At 68.5% G+C, this 17,634-nt stretch carries 15 protein-coding genes, 1 pseudogene and 1 CRISPR repeat array; of the genes and pseudogenes, 3 read left to right on the top strand and 13 right to left on the bottom strand.

Translation table 11 applies throughout. From position 1 onward, the window contains the following. Nucleotides 1–21: 21 nt before the first annotated feature. The 4 genes from casB to IEX93_RS07705 form a co-directional block, all read right to left on the bottom strand. Nucleotides 22–483, bottom strand: a complete 462-nt coding sequence (casB, locus tag IEX93_RS07720; RefSeq protein ID WP_188847635.1) for a type I-E CRISPR-associated protein Cse2/CasB — start codon at nt 481–483, stop codon at nt 22–24. Then, nucleotides 480–1,922, bottom strand: a complete 1,443-nt coding sequence (gene casA, locus IEX93_RS07715) for a type I-E CRISPR-associated protein Cse1/CasA (RefSeq protein ID WP_188847634.1) — start codon at nt 1,920–1,922, stop codon at nt 480–482. Before casA ends, casB begins: the two co-directional genes overlap by 4 nt. 285 nt (nt 1,923–2,207) lie before the next feature. Further along, a complete protein-coding gene (locus IEX93_RS07710; RefSeq protein ID WP_188847633.1) occupies nt 2,208–4,973 on the bottom strand; it encodes a CRISPR-associated endonuclease Cas3'' in 2,766 nt (921 codons plus the stop codon). A 9-nt stretch (nt 4,974–4,982) separates the two neighbouring features. Beyond that, nucleotides 4,983–5,951 carry a helix-turn-helix transcriptional regulator gene (locus IEX93_RS07705; RefSeq protein ID WP_188847632.1) on the bottom strand — a complete coding sequence of 323 codons (969 nt, stop codon included), beginning with the start codon at nt 5,949–5,951 and terminating at the stop codon, nt 4,983–4,985. Nucleotides 5,952–6,164: 213 nt separating this feature from the next. Then, nucleotides 6,165–7,233: a CRISPR direct-repeat array (repeat unit 29 nt; unit sequence GTAGTCCCCACGCATGTGGGGATGGACCG). A 125-nt stretch (nt 7,234–7,358) separates the two neighbouring features. Here IEX93_RS07705 and IEX93_RS07700 point away from each other — a divergent pair. From IEX93_RS07700 to IEX93_RS07690, 3 genes are all read left to right on the top strand, one after another. Further along, a complete protein-coding gene (locus IEX93_RS07700; protein WP_188847631.1) occupies nt 7,359–7,601 on the top strand; it encodes an AbrB/MazE/SpoVT family DNA-binding domain-containing protein in 243 nt (80 codons plus the stop codon). Further along, on the top strand, nt 7,582–8,028 hold the full coding sequence (locus tag IEX93_RS07695; protein WP_188847630.1) for a PIN domain-containing protein: 447 nt from the start codon (nt 7,582–7,584) through the stop codon (nt 8,026–8,028). Before IEX93_RS07700 ends, IEX93_RS07695 begins: the two co-directional genes overlap by 20 nt. A gap of 223 nt (nt 8,029–8,251) precedes the next feature. After that, on the top strand, nt 8,252–8,779 hold the full coding sequence (locus IEX93_RS07690; protein ID WP_188847629.1) for a hypothetical protein: 528 nt from the start codon (nt 8,252–8,254) through the stop codon (nt 8,777–8,779). 9 nt (nt 8,780–8,788) lie between these two features. Here IEX93_RS07690 and IEX93_RS07685 read toward each other — a convergent pair whose 3' ends face one another. From IEX93_RS07685 to IEX93_RS07645, 9 genes and pseudogenes are all read right to left on the bottom strand, one after another. Next, on the bottom strand, nt 8,789–9,448 hold the full coding sequence (locus IEX93_RS07685) for a response regulator (RefSeq protein WP_188847628.1): 660 nt from the start codon (nt 9,446–9,448) through the stop codon (nt 8,789–8,791). Further along, entirely contained in the window at nt 9,412–10,737 is a 1,326-nt protein-coding gene (locus IEX93_RS11765; RefSeq protein ID WP_268239059.1) for a sensor histidine kinase, read from the bottom strand. Before IEX93_RS11765 ends, IEX93_RS07685 begins: the two co-directional genes overlap by 37 nt. 117 nt (nt 10,738–10,854) lie before the next feature. Continuing rightward, entirely contained in the window at nt 10,855–11,931 is a 1,077-nt protein-coding gene (locus IEX93_RS07675; protein ID WP_188847627.1) for an ABC transporter ATP-binding protein, read from the bottom strand. 55 nt (nt 11,932–11,986) lie between these two features. Beyond that, nucleotides 11,987–13,675 carry an ABC transporter permease gene (locus tag IEX93_RS07670; protein WP_188847626.1) on the bottom strand — a complete coding sequence of 563 codons (1,689 nt, stop codon included), beginning with the start codon at nt 13,673–13,675 and terminating at the stop codon, nt 11,987–11,989. A gap of 3 nt (nt 13,676–13,678) precedes the next feature. Further along, nucleotides 13,679–14,755 (bottom strand): ABC transporter substrate-binding protein, encoded by a 1,077-nt coding sequence (locus tag IEX93_RS07665; RefSeq protein ID WP_188847625.1) that lies wholly within the window; start codon nt 14,753–14,755, stop codon nt 13,679–13,681. 106 nt (nt 14,756–14,861) lie between these two features. Then, entirely contained in the window at nt 14,862–15,158 is a 297-nt protein-coding gene (locus tag IEX93_RS07660) for an SDR family oxidoreductase (protein WP_188847624.1), read from the bottom strand. Continuing rightward, nucleotides 15,152–16,153, bottom strand: coding sequence for a M24 family metallopeptidase (locus tag IEX93_RS07655; RefSeq protein ID WP_188847623.1), 1,002 nt, complete (start codon nt 16,151–16,153; stop codon nt 15,152–15,154). The genes IEX93_RS07660 and IEX93_RS07655 overlap by 7 nt, the downstream gene beginning before the upstream one ends. Before the next feature lie 395 nt (nt 16,154–16,548). Beyond that, on the bottom strand, nt 16,549–17,109 hold the full coding sequence (locus IEX93_RS07650) for a HEAT repeat domain-containing protein (protein ID WP_229906128.1): 561 nt from the start codon (nt 17,107–17,109) through the stop codon (nt 16,549–16,551). A 42-nt stretch (nt 17,110–17,151) separates the two neighbouring features. Beyond that, nucleotides 17,152–17,634, bottom strand: a pseudogene (locus IEX93_RS07645) (IS701 family transposase); the annotation flags it as partial.

Genomic DNA, 17,634 nt, shown 5'->3' with positions numbered 1-17,634 from the left:
CTTTTTCTCCTCGTCCGAAACCTACGCGCCGCAGAACTCCCTCGCCCACCTGGCCTGGACCCAGCGGTCGGGGTGGAACCAGGAGCGGAGGTCCCTAAGGAGCTGGGCGAAGTCCACCCCGCCCTCCAAAAGCCCCGCCGCCTGGCGCAGGCGGTGGGGAAGCTGGTCCCGGTCGGCGTCCAGAAGGGCCAAGAACCGCCTCTCCAGGCTTTCCGAGCCCCGCCCCTCCCGCGCCTCCCTGAGGGCGCGGGCCAGGGTGCGCCCCTCCACGTGGGCCCCGTCCAGGAGGGCGTAAAGGGCGGCCACCAGGTAGTGGGCTTCCCGGGGCCATCCCTCCTCCCGCACCCAGGGCTCCACGAAGGGCATGGCCGGGGGGTAGGTGCCCGGGTCAAAGGCCAAGCTCCGGCGTAAGACCGCCCGGGCCCGGGTCCAGGCCTTCTGCCCCTTCAGTTTCTCCAGCCAGCCGATGAAGTCCTCGCTCATGCCCGCACCTCCTGCAGAATCCCCGCCAAAATGCCCTCTCCCCGGGCCAGGGCCTTGAGGTGGCGGCCCTGGGTGCCCACGAAGACCCGGGTGGCCCGCCATGATTCCAGAACGGCCTTCTCCAACGCCTCTTTCCAGGCCTCCCGGGCACCCTTCTGCCCGGTCTGTTCCAAAAAGCCGGGAAAAGCCCGGTCCAGGCCGTGCCAGTAAAGGCGCTCCAGGGGGAGGGAGCGGGTGAAGGCCTCCAGCTCCTTGGGGTCCTTCTCCCCCAGGACCTCCCGGGCCAACCGGTAGGCCAGACCGCGAAGGGCTTCTCCCACCTTCTCGGCCCGCTTCAGGGCGAAATCCAGGTCCTCCTGGGCCCGGGGGTCCAAAAGCCCCGGGGGCAGGGGGTAGACCTCCCGGCGGACGTCCAGGATCTTGGCCTGGTCGGCCACCTGGCCCAGAACGCGGAGCTGGCCCCTAAGCCCCCCTTCCCGCTCCAAGTCGCTGGCCCACCCCAGGGTGGCGGGCCAAACCCCACCCGCCCCCGGGAGGAGGGCCCCGAAGTCCCGCCAGAAGCTCCTTTCCACGCTGAGGCGCAGGGGCAAGAACTGGTTCTTCCCCTGGCGGTAGGCCACCATGGGATCGCGGAAGGCCACCTCCTCGGGCCTCACCCCCGGGCCGTAGGCCATGTACCGGACCCCCTGCCCCTCGTCCAGAAGCCTCACCCCCCGGCTCGGCCAGGTGTAGACCCGGGCCACCCCTGTGAGGGGCCAGACGGTTCTTTCCCCCTCCACGTCCTGGGTCCGCAAAGGGGGACGCTCCCAAAGGGCCTCGTCCCCTTGGGGCTCGTAGGCCACCAGGTTTAAAAGGAGGGTCTCACGCAGGGTTTTCCCCACCGCCAAAAAGCAGGCGGCCCCGGCCAGGGGGGCTCCTTTGGCCGAGGTGACCCCGAGGCGCTTGAGAAGCCCCCCGGGGGTGAAGGCCTGGTGCACCAAAAGGGCCCGGGCCGCCTCGGCGTAAGAAAGGGGAGGCACCCGGTCCTCGGTGCTGTGGTCAAAGAGGGTGGGGTTGTTGCCGCTTGCCCGCTCGGGGAGGAGCTTGGTCCAGGGAAGGGGGTCCTTCTCCGGGAGGTCGGGGATCTGGAAGAAGGGGGCCTTCTCGTGGAACAGGTAAAAGCGGGAATGGTAGCGGTCCAAGTAGGCCTGGACCGGTTCTAGGGGGAAGCCTTCCTCCAACCAGTCCAGGGCCTGGTCCAGGTCCTTAGGGCCCCCTAGGGCCCGGTGCAAAAGGGTGAGGAGGAGGCGGTGCAGGGCGGCCTCTTCCAAGGGCGAAGGGGTTTCCAGGCGTTGGATGCCCTCCGCCCGCAAGAGGGCCTCCCCTAGGCTCACCTCCACCACCTGTCCTTCCCGCAAAACGGGGATCCAAGGCCCTTCCAGCAGGTTAAACTTGGCCAAGGTTCTCCCTCCTAAGCCAGGCTAACCGGATAGTCCGTCATCCCGTGTCGGTTTTTCACAGGGCCTCCTCCACGCGGGCTAGGGCTTCCTCTACGCTCTCGGCATCAACGAACCTTTCCGAGATCCAACGGCTCATTTCTCTCCTCCTACCCGGAAGATAACCCCTTCCACCTTTTATGTCAAGTGGTTTGCTCTAATAGTCCCGGGGCCAAAACAAAACCCCACGAAGGTGGGGACTCACTCACTCAAGAGCCAACCACGGTCCAACCCCGAAACAGTCAAGGACTACTCTTCACAATACACCACCCCAAGCTCCGGGTGCAGCTCCACCGAGACCCCGCCCCGCTCCCGGGGGAAGAAGCGGCCCACCTCCAAGGGACGAAGGCCCCGGAGGAGGGCGTGGCGCTGCCAGGCGGGGGGAGGGTCCTCCGCCAAGAGGGTCTCGGGAATGGGCTTCCGGGAAAGCCGCACCGCCCGGCCCCAAAGGGTAAGGACCTCCTCCGGGGAAAGCTCCCCCCGAAGCCGGGCGGGCCGAAGGCCCTCAGGGTCCAGGGAGTACCCTTCCCCTTTTCGGTAAAGGGGCACCACCGCCACCTGGGGCGGGCCAAGCCGGGTGAGGAGGCGCTGGGTTTTCTCGTCCTCGGCCTCGTCCTCGAGGCGGAAAGCGGCCGGAAGGTCCTGGCCCCTTTGGGCGGGAAGGAGGTGGTCAAGCCGGGAGAGGGCCAGGTTTTTCGCCATCTCCTCCTCCTTCTGACGGAGGTTTTGCAGGCTTTTATAGCTTTGCTCGGCCCGCCTGGCCCACTCCGGGGGAAAGCCCTGGGGAGACCGGCCATAGACCTCTTCCAGGAGCCCCCCGAGGTCCTCGGGCACCTTAAGGGCTTCCCGGTCCTTCAGGGAAAGCCAGGTGGAAAGGAGGACGTAGTCCTCGTAAACCCGGTTCCAGTGAAGCCCCCGCCAGGCCTCGGGCCCCTCGAGGCCTCCCACCCAAAGCCGGGGCCTTCCATGCCCCTTGCGGTCCCGCCCCCCGTGGCGCCAAAGCCTCCCCACCCGTTGGAAGAGGAGGTCTATGGGGGCGAGGTCCGAGTAGAGGAGGTCAAAGTCCAGGTCCAGGCTCTGCTCCACCACCTGGGTGGCCACCAGGATGGCCCGCTCTGGCCTCGGCCCCCTCTTGCCGAAAAGGGCCAGGACCACGGCCTCCCTCAGGGCGCGCTCCTCGGCGGGAAAGCGGGCGTGAAGGAGGAAGACCAGGGTGCCGTCTCCAAGGCGCTTGCCCACCACCGCCTTCCCCCGTTCCTCCCGCAGGGCGCAAAGCTCCCCCCAAGGGCCCTCCTTGGGGGCTTGGGGGAAGAGGTCCAGAAGGCCGGCGAGGGTCAGGGGTTCCCCTTGGCCCAGGCTCCGGTAGAGGTCCTGGGCCCGGTCCACGGTGTTGGCCACCGCCCCCAAGCACCCGGGGAGGGCGGAAAGAAGGGCTTGGGAAAGGGAGGGGGGGTCCAAAGGTGCCCTTTCCAGAAGGATCGCCTTGCCCTCTCCCACGGGCAGGGCGCGCCCCCCAAGAAGCCTCTCCCCGGCGAAGGCCGCCACCCGGGGGTAAGGGGGAAGCCCCGCAAGGGCCGCCTCCGCCACCCCCCAGGCGCCCAGAAGCTCCTTCCGCTTCGCCGAAGGGAGGGTGGCGGTCATGAGAACCACGCTGGAGCCCAGGGCCCGAAGCCAAAGGAGAAGGGCCTTGAGAAGCCCCGAGGTGTAGGTATCGTAGGCGTGGACCTCGTCCAGGACCACCACCCGGTTCATGAGGCCCCAGAGGCGCACGAAGTGGTGCTTCACCTTGAGGACGCCCAGAAGGGCCTGGTCCAAGGTGCCCACCCCGTGGGGGGAGAGCATGGCCCGCTTTTTGGCGGAAAACCAACCGGAGGCCGCCACCCCGGCCTCCCAAGCTCCCGCCTCCTCGTCGTAGACCTCCTTAGGCCTCGCCCTTTCCCGGAGCTCCTGGTACTGGGGGTTCAGGGGAGCGGCCCCGTGCTGGAGCTGGAGGTCCAAGGGAGCGTCCACCCCCAGGCCCTCCAAAAAGGCCCGCACCCGGACGAAGAGGCCGTTGGCCGTGGCCTGGGTGGGAAGGGCCACGTAAAGCCCCCGGTGGCCCAGCCGCTGCAGGAGGAGGTAGGCGTAAAGGGCGGCCTCCGTCTTGCCCAGGCCCATGGGGGCCTCCACCAGGAGGAGGACGGACTCGGTGGCCCCGCCGAGGAGCTCGGGCAGGGCGGCCTGGAGGGGGTTGGGCGGGAAGGGGAAAACCTCCTGGAAGGCCTTTTGGGGCAGGGAAGGAACCCTCCAGGGCAGGGCGTCCAAGACCCTTGTGGCCTCCTCCCTGGCCCGATCCAGGTAGCGGGGGTCCAGGGGGTCCAGGTCCACCCGGGTGTAAAAGCCCGGGTCGGAGGCGATCCAGTCGGCGAAGGAGGCGAGGGCCATGATGCGGAGGAGGGCCTCGGGCCTGGCCTCTTGAATAGGGGGCACCTTTACCCCCAAGGCCTTCCTCAGGGCTTCCACCAAAAAGGCCCGGGCCTCTTTCCAGGGGGGGTCCTCGAGGGCAAGCTTCCGGTCCGCCTTTCGCTTTTCCTCCTCCCCTGCGGGAAAACCGTGGTGGGCCCCGAGGCCCTGGGCCAGCCCCCGGGCCACCCTCCGGGGAAGGCCCAAGGCCTTCAGGGCCTCAAAGGTCAAAAGCTCGGTGAAGACCCCATGGGCCACCCAGTCCTCCTTGTCCCGGAAGTCCCCTTCCTCCCACGTGAGCCCCGCCATCTTCACCCGCCTAGCCCCCTCGGGCCACTGGGCCTGGAAGACGGGGGTGGCCTTGCCCAGGTCGTGGAGGCCCACCAGGAAAGCGGCGAAGCGGAGGGCCTCCCCTTCGGAAAGCCCCCAGTCCTCGGCGTAAAGCCTTTGGGTGCGGGGGGGCTCCCGCTCCAAAAGGGCCCAGGCCACCGCCGCCGCGTCCAGCATGTGGGCAAGGAGGGAACGGAAAGGGCTGCTCTTGGCCCAAAGGGTTAGGGCGGCTTCCCGCTCCATGGGCTTACCCTACGCCCCCTTCCCGACAACGGCCGTCGCCTTGGCCGCCACCTGCCTAGCCTCCTCCAGCCAGAGGGCCCGGAGGGCCTCCGGGGCCAGCACTTCCACCCGAGGGCCGAAGCTTTGGATCCAGGCCAGGACCTCCCAGGGCACCCCGCCCTTGAAGGGGGCGGCCCTAAGCCGGGCGAGGAGGCTGCCGTCGGGGAGTTCCCCTTCCACCTCGAGGCCGGGATAATCCCCTTCCAGCACCCTCCAGGCGGCCTCCGGGGTGAAGCGAAGCCGCACCTCCACCCCCTCCCCCAGCACCCCCACCACCCCCCAGGCCTGGCGGAAGTAAAGGCCGGGGTCAAAGTCCTGAGGCAGCTCGTAGGTTTCCTCCAGAAGGCGGGCGTTTCGCATCCGGGAGAGCTTGAAGGTGAGGACGGCGCGGTGGTAGGAACGCTCGTAGCCCACAGCGTAGAGGCCCAGGTTGGCGCGGTTGGCCTCTAGAAAGTAGACCAGAAGCTCCTTGGGCCGCCAGTTCTTGGAGCCCGCCGAGCGGTACTCAAAGGCCAGCACCCGCCTTTCCAGAAGCGCCCGGGCCACCATCTCCAGGGTGCGGGTATCCCCCTGGCGGGCCTTTAGCCCCTCAGTGCTCCGGAGGAGGAGGCCCCTTAGGGGCTCGGGGAGCATGCGGGCGAGCTTTTCCAGGGCGCTTTGGTACTGCTTCGTGGGGGCCTGGTGGTAAAGGAGGCGGCCTGCGGCGAAAAGGGCCAGGGCCTCTATGGGGTGGAGGCTTGGGGGGCGGTCGGGGATCCGGTAAAGGCCCCGCCCCACCCGCTCCACGGGGTAGCCCTGGCGGGAGAGGGCCTCGAGGTCCCGCTCCACGGTGCGGTCGCTTACCCCGTAGAGCCGGGCCTGCTCGCCCACCCGGTAGGGGCGGAGCTTAAGCCGCTCTACCAGGTCCAGAAGGCGGAAAGCCTTCTCCTTTGGCCCCATGGGGAAAGGATACACCGCCTTCCCCCTCCTCCCGGGTTAAAATGACCTTAAGGCCCCACCCTCCTCCGCACCCTCACCGGGCCGGGCCGGGAGAAGCACCCGGCGAGGACCTTGACAACCCAAACCCCACGCACCTCCCGGTTTCTTTGGGTCTTTTCCCTTTAAAGACACATAAAGGGGGGTAAGCGGGGGTTTTTGCCGTCCTGGTCATGTGTAGTCCCCACGCATGTGGGGATGGACCGGGAGAATCGCCCAATGTGGGGGGAGGGCTAGGCGTAGTCCCCACGCATGTGGGGATGGACCGCTCATGCAAGAAATCCTGCGTCTCAGCGGCATGTAGTCCCCACGCATGTGGGGATGGACCGGTTCCGGCAGGCCCCCTCTAGGGTGCGCATTCGTAGTCCCCACGCATGTGGGGATGGACCGACGCTTGAGGCTAAGGCAAAGCCTGCTTCGAGGTAGTCCCCACGCATGTGGGGATGGACCGAATGCCTTCCGAAGCGCCGTAGAAACCTACCAGTAGTCCCCACGCATGTGGGGATGGACCATATGCGCCTCGGCCTCCCGGAGGAAGCACGGCCGTAGTCCCCACGCATGTGGGGATGGACCGTCCGCTCCCGTCCTCACCGCCCTCCACGAGAGGTAGTCCCCACGCATGTGGGGATGGACCGCCAAGGGCCCTGGCATCAATCTTGGGGAGCAGGTAGTCCCCACGCATGTGGGGATGGACCGCCACATAGAACCCCGAGGCCGCCTTCGCTGGGGTAGTCCCCACGCATGTGGGGATGGACCGCGCCTTGCGTAGACGCTCGGCCCGTTCCGTATGTAGTCCCCACGCATGTGGGGATGGACCGTTCCCCCGCGAGCGCTTCGCTAGCCCGGGGAAGTAGTCCCCACGCATGTGGGGATGGACCGCGCTGGGTCAGATTGCGTCAGGTTCAGGCCCGTAGTCCCCACGCATGTGGGGATGGACCTGGGGTTATCCGGCAGGTCTGCGCCGAGCGGGGGTAGTCCCCACGCATGTGGGGATGGACCGGTTAACCCCGGGCGATTGCCCGGGGCTAGTGGGTAGTCCCCACGCATGTGGGGATGGACCGGACCCCAACTTCGTCCGGGCTACTGACGCGGGCCGTAGTCCCCACGCATGTGGGGATGGACCGCGCCCACTCACGTATGGCGGCATACTCCCCACGTAGTCCCCACGCATGTGGGGATGGACCGTCTCCGGTTCAAGCGGTTATGCGGTTCAGACCGTAGTCCCCACGCACGTGGGGATGGACCGACCTCTAGAGGACCGCAGGCGCCCTGAAAGGAGGCCGGGGTAAACCCCCGAGGGGCCTTTCCGCTTCCCCCTGCCTTGCTTTAAGCAGGAAACAAAGAAACCCGGTTTCTTGGTATACTGAAATCATGGAGCTGGCCAAACTCAGCCGCAAGGGCCAACTCTCCATCCCCAAGCGCCTCCTTAAGGCCTTGGGCGTGGAGGGGGAGGCCTACTTCCTGGTGGAGCTCGCCCCCGAAGGGGGCCTTCTCCTGCGCCCCGCCGGGGTCTACCCCCTGGAGGTTTACACGGAAGAGCGCCTCCAGGAGCTCCTGGCCGAGGACGCCCTCACCGAAGAGGAGCGCGCCCGCCTTGCCGCCCTCGCCCGTTAGGCTCTTCCTGGATGCCAACATCCTCTTCGCCGCTTGCTGGCAAGAGGGGAGGGCGCGGGCCCTTTTGGAGCTGGCGCCTAGGGCCAAGGTCCTTCTCCTCACCTCCCCCCACGCCCTGGAGGAAGCCCGGCGCAATTTGGAGGTCAAGCGGCCCGAGGCCCTGGACCGCCTCCAGTGGATACGGGAACGGGTGCGGACGGTCCCCGAGGCCCCGATGGCCTTGGTGCGGAAAGCGCTGGCGGAAGGCCTACCCCTTAAGGATGCCCCCATCCTGGCAACCGCCTGGAGCGCCGGAGCCGAGGCCCTGGTAACCGGAGACCGGCGCCACTTTGGGCACCTCATGGGGAAAAGGGTAAAGGGGCTTCGGGTGCTCTCGCTGGCGGAAGCCCTGGCGGGGGTGATGGACCTCTTGGAGGGCAAGGGTTAGACGGGAAAAGTCCGTACCTTGAACCCGGCGGTACGGCCACCCGGTGAAGCCATAGACCCTGGATAAGGCCTTTTCACACCCCGGGGGCGTTCCCGCCCCGCCCTCGAGGGCTCGGTTCAGGCCTAAAGCCCGAAAGGCTCCTGGGCGAGGCCTCATCCGTGGCGGAGGTTCCTACCCGGCCGCCCGGGGCCACACCATCCCTCTTTCGGATAGACTTAAAGCCATGGCGGAAGCCCAATCCCCCTTCCAAGCGGTGCTGGTGGTGGAGGCCACCGCCCTGCCCCCCAAAGGCCCCGGCCACCTCCCCGCAGTCCTGGCCCTGAACCAGACCTTCCCCGTGCCCAGCAACCGCCTCGCCCCCAAGGCCCACAAGGCCCTTCCCGGGATCCTCCAGGCCTTCTTGCGCCGGAACCCCCAAGGGGGCCAGGTCCCCGCCCTCCTCTACCCCAGGACCGAGGGGTGCCGCTTAGACCCGGTGGGAACCCTCTTGGCCAAGCTCTACACCACCCAGGCCCCGCCCCTTCCCCCAGGGCGGTTCCGGGTGGTGGGGGTCGTGGTGGGTATGGAGGGGGACCGCCTCGAGGTGGAGATCCGCCCCAACGCCCACAAGGGGACCCTGGCCGATGTCTTTACCCTTTGCCTCCTCCGGTCCCCGGGGCTTGCGGCTTCCTGGGGAAAGGGAGAGGTGTGGGCCTTCCAAGGGCGGCTTGAGGGGGAAAGCCTGGTGGTGGAGGAGGCCGAGAGGGTTTAAGAAGAGGCCCTAAGCCAGGCGGTAGACCCGGGAGGGGCGCCCCGCCCCCTTGTAGAGGGGTTCGGCCCGGACCCGCCCCTCCCGGCGGAGGGCCTCCAGGTAGCGCCAGGCGGTGACCCGGGAAAGCCCCAAGACCTCTGCCACCTCTTCTACCGTAAAGCTTCCTCCCTCCCCCAGGAGGCGGAGGATCCGGTCCATGGTCAGGGGGTCCAGGCCCTTGGGGGCAGGGCGGCGCCCCAAGAGGTGGTCCAGGTCGGCCTGGGAAACCTCCCTTTTGGCCTTGAGGTTCCAGAAGGCCCGGAAGCGGGCCAGGGCCTCCCGGAACCGGGCCCGGCCGAAGGGCTTCACCAGGTAGTCCATGGCCCCGCCGAGAAGGGCCCGCTCCACCGTGGGCACGTCCTTGGCGGCGGTGATCACGATGGTGTAGATCCCTTCCAAAGCGGGCAGGAGGTCCAGGCCGTGCCCGTCGGGGAGGTATAGGTCCAGAAGAACCAGGTCCGGGCCCTCCTCGGGCGGGCCGGAAAGGGACGCCCAGGCCTCCTGGAAGCGCCCCACCACCCCCAAGACCCCGAAGCCCTCCTCCTCCAGGAAGGCCCGGTGGAGGGCGGCCACCTGCCGGTCGTCCTCCACGATCAGCGCCCGGGGAGGCGAAGCCAGAAAACCGTCCACCCTTCCCTCCTATGGTAGCCCACCTCGCCCCCCAAGGCCCCCACCCGGGCCCGGACCAGGGCCAGGCCGTAGCCCCGCCCGGGACCCCGGCCGCTCACCCCCGGGAGGAAGAGGGGCTCCCCTTCGGGGAGGCCCGGACCGTCGTCCCAAACCTCCACCCCAAGCCCTTCCCCGAGGAGGAAGCGAAGGCGCACCTCGCTTTGGGCGGCCTCGAGGGCGTTTTCCAGGAGGTGGCCGATGGCGCTCGCCAGCTCCTCCCCCAAGGGGGCGTAGCGGGCGGGAAGCCGTCCCTCGAGGCGGAAGGCCAGGCCCCGCTCCCGGGCCCGGCGGAGCTTTCCCAGAACCAAGGCCGCCACCAAGGGCACCTCCACCCCTTGGAGGAGGGCCTCCACCTCCTCCTCGGCGGCAAGCTCCCCCCGGATAAGTCCCAAGGCCTCCTCCACCCGGCCCAGCTCCAGAAGCCCCCCAAGGGCGTGAAGGAGGTTTTGGAACTCGTGGGCCTGGGCCCTTAAGAGCTCCAGGTGGCGGCGGCTTTGGGTGAGCTCCTCCGCCAGGCGCAAAAGCTCCGCCTGCTCCTGGAAGACCACCACCCGGTAAGCCCCCGCCTCATGGACCCGGGCCCGGGCGGGGCGGCCCGTGGGAAGGGGGAGGTGGTGGTCGCCCTCGGGGGGCGCGGAGGCCAGGCGGGCCGCAAGCCCCGGCCAGACCCTCTCCAGGGCGAGGGGGGGCAAAGCCCCTGGGGGCAGGCCCAAAAGGGCCTCGGCCCGGGGGTTCCAAAGGACCGCCTCCCCTCCCCGAAAGACCACCACCCCCTCCTCCAAGGCGGCCAAGGCGGCCGCGAGGGCCTCGAGGCGCCCTCTTCCCTCCTCCAGGGAAACCCCCAAGGCGCGGCGCAAGGCGCTCTGGACCCGGGCCCAGGCCCAAAGCCCCGCCCCCAGGGCGAAAAGCAAGGGCCAAAGGGGCGAGGGCAGGAAGGGCGGGTAGGCCCGCACCACCTCCAACGCCCCCCCGGGCCAGGGGCGCGCCGCCCAGGCCCAAAGCCCCGAAGGCCCCACCTCCACCCCCGCCGCCGCCTCCCCCAGGAAAGGGGAGGCCACCCGGGGGCTCGCGGTAAGGCGCACGCCCACCCCCGAAAGGGCCTTGGGATCGGGAAGCCGGGAAGCCGCCTCCGCCAGGGCCCGAACCTCCCCTAGGGCCAGGGCCAGAAGGTGGCGGTTGGCCTCCAGGGTAAGCCCGGCCCATAGCCCCAGGGCCAGGGCCAGGAAGGGAAAGAGGATGGCCCGTGCCACAAGGCCGATTATGCGGCTAAGCGGCCGCACGGTGGTTTCGCAACACGAGTTGCCCGAAAGGGAGCTTAGGAAACTCCTTTTGGGGCCCCCACCGCGGCGAAAGCCGCGGTGGGGTACTTAAGCGGGGTAGGCCAAGGCGGCCTCGGGCTCCAGGGAAAGCCTGAGGCGGGCCTCCCCCACGGGAAGGGGACTGGTGAAACGGATCAGGGCCTCCCCCACCCGCACCCAGTGCTCGTAGTGGCTCCCCAGGTAGAGGCTATGGGCGAGCTCCCCCTCCAGGACGTTCACCTCCCCGGGGCCCGCGGGCCGCAGGGCCTCCGGGCGGAGGACCAGCTTGGCGAGCCGCCCCGGGGTCAGGGCCCCCATGGCCCGGGCCCGCAAGGGAAAGCCCGCAAGCTCCAGGCGGGCCATGCTCCCCTCGAGGCCCACCACCAGAGCCTCCACCACGTTGGGATTCCCCAGGAAGTCGGCCACGAAGAGGGTCTTGGGGTGGCGGTAGAGCTCCTCCGGGGTGCCCACCTGCTCCATCCGCCCCTCGTTCAGGAGGGCGATGCGGTCGGCGATGGCCATGGCCTCCGCCTGGTCGTGGGTGACGAAGAGGGCGGCCTTCCCCGTGGCCTTCAGCGTCTCCCGAAGCCAGACCCGGGCCTGGTCCCGGAGCTTGGCGTCCAGGTTGGAAAGGGGCTCGTCCAGGAGGAGAAGCCTGGGGTCGTAGGCCAGGGCCCGGGCCAGGGAGACCCGCTGCTGCTGCCCTCCGGAAAGGGCTCCCGGATAGCGGCGCTCCAGCCCGGTGAGGCCGAGCCGGTCCAATAGTTCCAGGACACGCTTCCGCACCTCCCCCTCGGGCACCCTGCGGAGCCTGAGGCCGTAGGCCACGTTCTCGTAGACGGTGCGGTGGGGCCAGAGGGCGTAGGACTGGAAGACCAGACCCAGGTTCCGCCTTTCCGGGGGGAGGAACACCCCCTTGGCCCCGTCAAAGAAGACCTCCTTGCCTAGAAGAATCCGCCCCCCCGTGGGCCGCAAAAGCCCCGCCACCGCCCGGAGGAGGGTGGTCTTCCCCGAGCCCGAAGGCCCGAGAAGGGCCACGATCTCCCCCGGGACCACGGCGAGGTCCACCCCCTTGAGGACCGGGTTCTCCCCCAGGCGCACCTCCAGGGCCTCCACCACCAGGCGCTCCCCTTGGGTGCCGTCCATGGTTGCCTCCTTCCTATCCTGCGTGGAAAAGACCCAACCCAACATCCTTACCTCCTTAAAGTCCCTGGGGCCGCACCCCAAGCCGGTTGGCCACGAGGAAGACCCCGCTCACGATGAGGACCTGGAGGGTGGCCAGGGCGGCGATCACGTCCACCGCCCCCGTCCCCCAGAGGGCCACGATCTGGGCCCCCAGGACCTCGGTCCCCGCCGTGAGGAGGTAGACCCCGGTGGAGTACTCCCGCACGAACTGGATGAAGAGCAGGAACCAGGCGGTGAGGATCCCTCCCCGCAAAAGGGGCAAGGTGCCCTGGAGGAAGGCCCGCACCGGCGAGGCCCCGGCGATACGGGCCGCCTCCTCCACCTCCCGGCCCACCTGGAGGAGGGCCGCCGTGAGGAGGCGGACCCCGTAGGGCATCCAGACCGCGGTGTAGGCCAGGATCAGGGCGAAGAGGGTGTTGCGCCAGGGGGCGAGGGGCTTAAAGAAGAGGAAGACCCAGAGAAAGGCGAGCCCCATGACGAGGCCCGGCACCGCCCGGGGAAGCCCCGCCAAGTAGTCCAGGACCCGCCCAAGCCCCGCCCCCCGCTGGATCCCCAAGGCGATGAGAAGGTAAAAGGCCAGGGCCAACACCCCCCCGAAGGCCGCCACCCAGAGGGTGTTGGTCACCGCCCGGCTCAGGTTGGGCAGCTTAAAGACCTCCACGTAGTGCCCCAGGGTGAAGGCCTCCCGGAGGTCCACCCCGGGCCCCCAGCTCGTCACCAGGCTGCGGAAGACCACCCCCAGGACTGGGAAGACCACGGCCACCAGGAGGTAGACGGCAAGCACCAAGGCCCAGAAGTAACGGAGCCGTCCCAAAGGAAGCCTCTCCGTGCGGTAGCCCCGGGCCCCGATGGCCACGTACCGCCCTTCCATCCGCCCCACCAGGTAGCGCTGGAGGAGGACCAGGGTCAGGGCGATGGCCACGATGAGGACGCTCACCGCCGCCATCAGGTGGTAGGCGGAGGTGCCGGTGATGGCGGTGAGGCGGTAGAGGTAGGTGGTGATCACCATGATCCCCTTGGCATCCCCCAGGACCAAGGGCAGGCCGAAGAGCTCAAAGCCCAAAAGGAGCATGAGGATGGCGCTGTAGACCAAGGCGGGGCGTACCAGGGGAAGGGTCACGGAAAGGGCCACCCGGTAGGGCCTGGCCCCCGCCACCCGGGCCGCTTCCTCCAGGGAGGCGTCCACGTTCTGGATGGTGCTGGCCACGTAGAGGTAGACGTAAGGCACGTGGGTGAGGCCGGCGATAACGGCGATGGCGGGAAGCGTGTAAATCGTCCAGGGAACCCGGCCGAGGAGGGCCTCCACCCAGCCGGAGACCACCCCCGAGGGCCCGAAGGCCACGATGAAGCCGATGCCCAGGATGATGGCCGATATGAAGATGGGAGCGAGGAGCAAAAGCTCAAAGAGCCGGGCGAAAGGGAGGTCGGTCTTGGTCACCAGGAAGGCGAAGAGGCTCCCCAGGGGCACGGCGATGAGGACCATACCGAGGCCGATCAGGAAGGAGTTCCTCAAGGCCTCAAAGAAGTAGGGGTCGTGGAGGACGAAGCGGTAGGCCTCGAGGGCAAACCGCTTGGCCGGGGAAAAGAAGGGGGCGGTGAGGAGGCTCTGGTAGAGGAGGAGGCCGATGGGGACCAGAACGAGAAGCCCCACTGCCCCCACGAGGAGGGCGAGGGGCCAGGAGGAAGGGGCCGAGGACCGCACCATCCCTTACTGCCCCCGGATGGCCTGGCGCCAGAAGGTGAGGAAGCGCATCCTCTCCGCAGGGTCCAGGTTCTTGAGGATTTCCGTGGAGACGGGGATGGCGTAGACCTTATCCTTGCCGCCCACCGCCTTGTAGAGGGCCTGGGGCGTGGCCTCCCCCACCAACGTCTCCCTGCGGGCGAAGATCAGGGCGGTGTAGGCCATGAGGTTCTGCCCCCTCAAGGAGAGGAGGTAGTCCAGGAAGAGCTTGGCGGCGTTGGGGTGGGCCGCCCGCTTGTTGATGAAGGCCACCCGCTGGATGGCCACGGTGCCGTCGGTGAGGTAGACGATCCCCAGGTCCTTCACCGTGCGCTGCCGGAGGAGGGCGTAGGAGCCGAAGAAGCCGTAGGCCAGGTAGTGCTCCCCGGAGATCACCTTCTCAAAGGCCGCCCCCGTGGAGGAGTAGAGGGCTGCCTGGGCCCGCCCGAAGGCCCGTACCAGGTTCTGGAAGGCGGGGAAGCGGTCATAGTCGGCCTTGAGGATGGTGAAGCCCACGGCGCTCCGCTCGGGGTCCCAGGTGGCCACCCGTCCCCGCATCCTGGGCTCTTGGAGAAGCCGCACAAGCCCTTCCCGGGTGGTGGGCACCTCCTCGGGCTTGAGGAAGCGCTTGTTGTAGACCACCACCGCGGGCTCCAGGGTGGTGCTGTAGGCCAGGTTCTCCAGGCGGGCGTTGGCGGGCCAGTTCTTGGCCTCGGGGGAGTTGTAGGGCAGGGCGTAGCCCTCGCTGGCCAGCTTCACCTGGAGCTCCATGGCGCTGGACCAGAGGAGGTCGGCGCTTTGGGCCCCGGCAGCAGTCTCGCTCACAAAGCGGTCGTAGATGGCCTGGGTGCCCAGATCATTGTACTCAATCTGGATAAAGGGGTAAAGCTTGCGGAAATCGTTCAGAAGGGCCTGGGCGCTCGCCTGGTCCGTGGAGGAGTAGATGACGAGCTTCCCCTCCTTCCTCGCCGCCTCCACCACCTGGGGGTCCGAGGCGGGCCTGGACTGCTGGGCAAGCCCCAGCGAGGCCACCAAGACCAAAAGCCAAAGGATTCCTTGCCGCATCCTTCTTCACCTCCCTTAACGGGCAAGGGAAAGTCTAAGGGAAAGCCCCCTTCCGGGCAACCTTTGCTTCGTTTTTTTCCCGCTCGTGCCCGGGGTCCCCAAGACCCTAGAGGGGCTCCACCATGGGGCGCATCCCCACCAAGAAGACCCGGGCGTGGGGGGGTTGGGCCAGGGCGAAGACCACCGCCTCGGCCACCTCCTCGGGGCGGAGGAAGGCTTTAAGGCGGGGGTCTTCCGGCGTCCTTCCCGTCCCAAAGGCGAACTCGGTGTGCGCGCCCCCGGGGGCCACCACGCTCACCCGGATCCCCTTCTCCTCCTGGATCCGGGCCGAGGCCCCCTGAAAGGCGGGGGCGTGGACCTCCCGGGCCCACCAGCCCGCCCCCACAAGGCCCAGCCTCACCATCCTCCCCTCCAAAGGTCCGGCCTTCTCCTTCCCCCCACCTCCAAGGAGGGCCAGGCGGGGTCCTCCGTGAGGTTCAAAAGACCCGCTTCCGTCAAAAGAAAAGTGTCCTCCACCTTGGCCCCGGCCAGGCTCGGGTTCCAGGCCAGGGCCATCCCCGCCTCCAAGGGCAAGGGGTGCCCCGGGGTGGCCAGAACCTCCCGGGACCGGTATCCCCCCACGCCCCCCTGGTGGTGCTCCTCCCAGGCCCCGGGGTGGCCCACCCGGGCGTAGGCCTCCTGGATGGCCGCCAGGATCCCGCCCAGGGTGGCCCCGGGCCGGGAGGCCTCCAGGGCCACCCGCTCCACCTCCAGCACCTTCCGGTACCGGTCCTCCACCTCCTTAACCCCCAGGCTGACCATCCGGGTCAGGTTGGCCACCAAGCCTTTCCGCTCGGCGCAGACCACCGCCATAAAGGCCCTCCCCAGCGGGCGGTCCTTGGGCAGGGGGTGGCGGTGCCGGAAAAGCCGCTCCTCCCCTGCCACCAAGAGGAGCAGGGGCCGGAGGCCTGCCCCCCAGAGGGCCTCGGCCAGGGCCCCCGCCAGCTGGTATTCCCGCCAGTCCGCCCCCGCTTCCCGCACCACCTCCCCCACCGCCCTCGCCGCCTCCCGCCCCAGGTGGAGGAAGGCCTCCTGGGCCTTGGGGGAAAGGACCAGACGCAAGGGGGTGAGGTCGTGCTCCAGGTCGCTCGGGCTTGGGGGCGGGGGGAAGCGGTACCAGGGGTGGACCTCCACGGGGATCCCCGGGACCTCTTCCTCCGCCATCCGGGGGTGCTCTATCCGGCTTGTGTGGAGGCGAACCCCCTCCCCCACCTCCAGGTAGGCCACCCCCTCCCCCATTCCCAGAGTGTTGGCCCCGCCGGTGAGCCAGGCGAAGTTCTCGGGCCGGGCCACGAAGAAGCGGGAAAAGCCCTTCCCTTCCATCCAGGCGCGAAGCCTCGTCAGGTGCTCCTCGTTCATGCTCCCTCCCGATAGCGGGCGAGAAGCGCGGCCGCCCAGGCCTCGTATTCCCCAAAAGGCGCCGGGGAGGGGTAAAAGCCGGAACCAAGAACCCCTCCGACCCCCTCACCCGGGACCGACCGGAAGCACGGGACTTTCGCCATGGCTCCTGAGCTTACCCCAAAACCCTTTCCGCCCGGTAGGGGCGAAACGACCCAAGCCGGAAGACCCCGGCCCCCACCCCCTGGATAGCGCCACCCCAGCCCCCCTCACCCACACCGGGAACCGCGGTTATACAAGCTGCCCACGGCGGCCACGACACGGCACTCCTCGGAATCGGCCAGGTGGCGAAGCAGAAGCTCGGGAATGCGGTTCTGGAACGCCGCCCTGGTTAGGGCGGGGTTGTTGCCCAGCTCCTAGAGGTTCAAAAGCTCCACCAAGGGCGCCAGGCGCGGGTCGCGGGCACCAGGCTCTATGCGGGCCAGGGTGGCCGCGACCCAGGGCAGGTCTTCCACCGAGGGTGTGGGCAGGTAAGGGCTACCCGGGTTGCCGGTAAGGGCCCCGAGCTGCCCGCGGAATTCCTGCTGTCGGAAGTACCCTGCCACGCGCCGGAGCGTCTCGGGCTCCTCCCAGAGCTCCTCCACCAGCCAGCGCACGCTGGCGAAGCCCCACCTTCCCGCCGTGGTGGCCACCTCCCGGGCGGGGACGGCGGCGAAGTGCTCCGCCACGGCCCGGCGCACCTCCGGATCGGGGTCCCCCAAGGCCTCCCGAAGCGTCCCCTCCACCCCCTCCCGCCAGGGGCCGGGTTGCGCGAGCTTCAGCGCCTCAATGGCACGCCGGCGCACGGCGGCGCTGGGGTCCTCCCGGGCGATCCTGGCCAGTTCCCGGGCGAGGGAAGCCTCGAGGGCCGGCCGGAAGCCGCTCAGGAAGGTCTGTTCAAAACTTGCACTTACCCATTGCCCCTCAATTCTATGCAACCTGGGCACTTGAAAAGGGCTGTGGTTTTCCTGTCTCTGGACTTACGCGGCCCCTACGTTTGCCGATAGCAAAGGGCTCAAATCCAGCCTCAACCTGCCGGAGATGAGCTTCCTTCGGCATTGGTAGAAGCTCAACCCCAACCCCTCCCGCTGCCCTGTCAGCCCGTACACCACCAACCCCAGCTCCTGCTGCAGGCCCCTCAGCCTCCCCGTCTTGACCCAACGGGTACCCCCATGCCTCATAAGCTGGACACCGTCCAGCACACGGTTAGACCTGAGCCTCGCGACGAAAGGCCAGCCGCGATCATGGAACCACATCAGGACCTCCTTCGCCGCGTACCAGGCGTCAAAAAGCACCCCCTCCGGCTTAAACCCCTCCTCCTCGGCCCACGCCAACAGGGCCAGGGCCAGGTCCAGCTTTCTCTCCTCCTCCCCGAAGTAGGGCAGGAAGGCCAGGGGGATCCGCCGCTTCCCATCCGTCCAGGCCAGCACCACCAGGGAAAGCCCGTAGACCCATGCCCCCCG

Origin of the sequence: Thermus composti (assembly GCF_014647535.1) — a bacterium.
In the GTDB taxonomy this organism is placed as follows: domain Bacteria; phylum Deinococcota; class Deinococci; order Deinococcales; family Thermaceae; genus Thermus; species Thermus composti.
This window is presented reverse-complemented; position numbering and strand designations above follow the sequence as displayed.

Coding starts and splice junctions, on each gene's coding strand:
- casB (WP_188847635.1), bottom strand. CDS start 483: ATGAGCGAGGACTTCATCGGCTGGCTGGAGAAACTGAAGGGGCAGAAG.
- IEX93_RS07710 (WP_188847633.1), bottom strand. CDS start 4,973: ATGGAGCGGGAAGCCGCCCTAACCCTTTGGGCCAAGAGCAGCCCTTTC.
- IEX93_RS07705 (WP_188847632.1), bottom strand. CDS start 5,951: ATGGGGCCAAAGGAGAAGGCTTTCCGCCTTCTGGACCTGGTAGAGCGG.
- IEX93_RS07700 (WP_188847631.1), top strand. CDS start 7,359: ATGGAGCTGGCCAAACTCAGCCGCAAGGGCCAACTCTCCATCCCCAAG.
- IEX93_RS07690 (WP_188847629.1), top strand. CDS start 8,252: ATGGCGGAAGCCCAATCCCCCTTCCAAGCGGTGCTGGTGGTGGAGGCC.
- IEX93_RS07675 (WP_188847627.1), bottom strand. CDS start 11,931: ATGGACGGCACCCAAGGGGAGCGCCTGGTGGTGGAGGCCCTGGAGGTG.
- IEX93_RS07670 (WP_188847626.1), bottom strand. CDS start 13,675: ATGGTGCGGTCCTCGGCCCCTTCCTCCTGGCCCCTCGCCCTCCTCGTG.
- IEX93_RS07665 (WP_188847625.1), bottom strand. CDS start 14,755: ATGCGGCAAGGAATCCTTTGGCTTTTGGTCTTGGTGGCCTCGCTGGGG.
- IEX93_RS07660 (WP_188847624.1), bottom strand. CDS start 15,158: ATGGTGAGGCTGGGCCTTGTGGGGGCGGGCTGGTGGGCCCGGGAGGTC.
- IEX93_RS07655 (WP_188847623.1), bottom strand. CDS start 16,153: ATGAACGAGGAGCACCTGACGAGGCTTCGCGCCTGGATGGAAGGGAAG.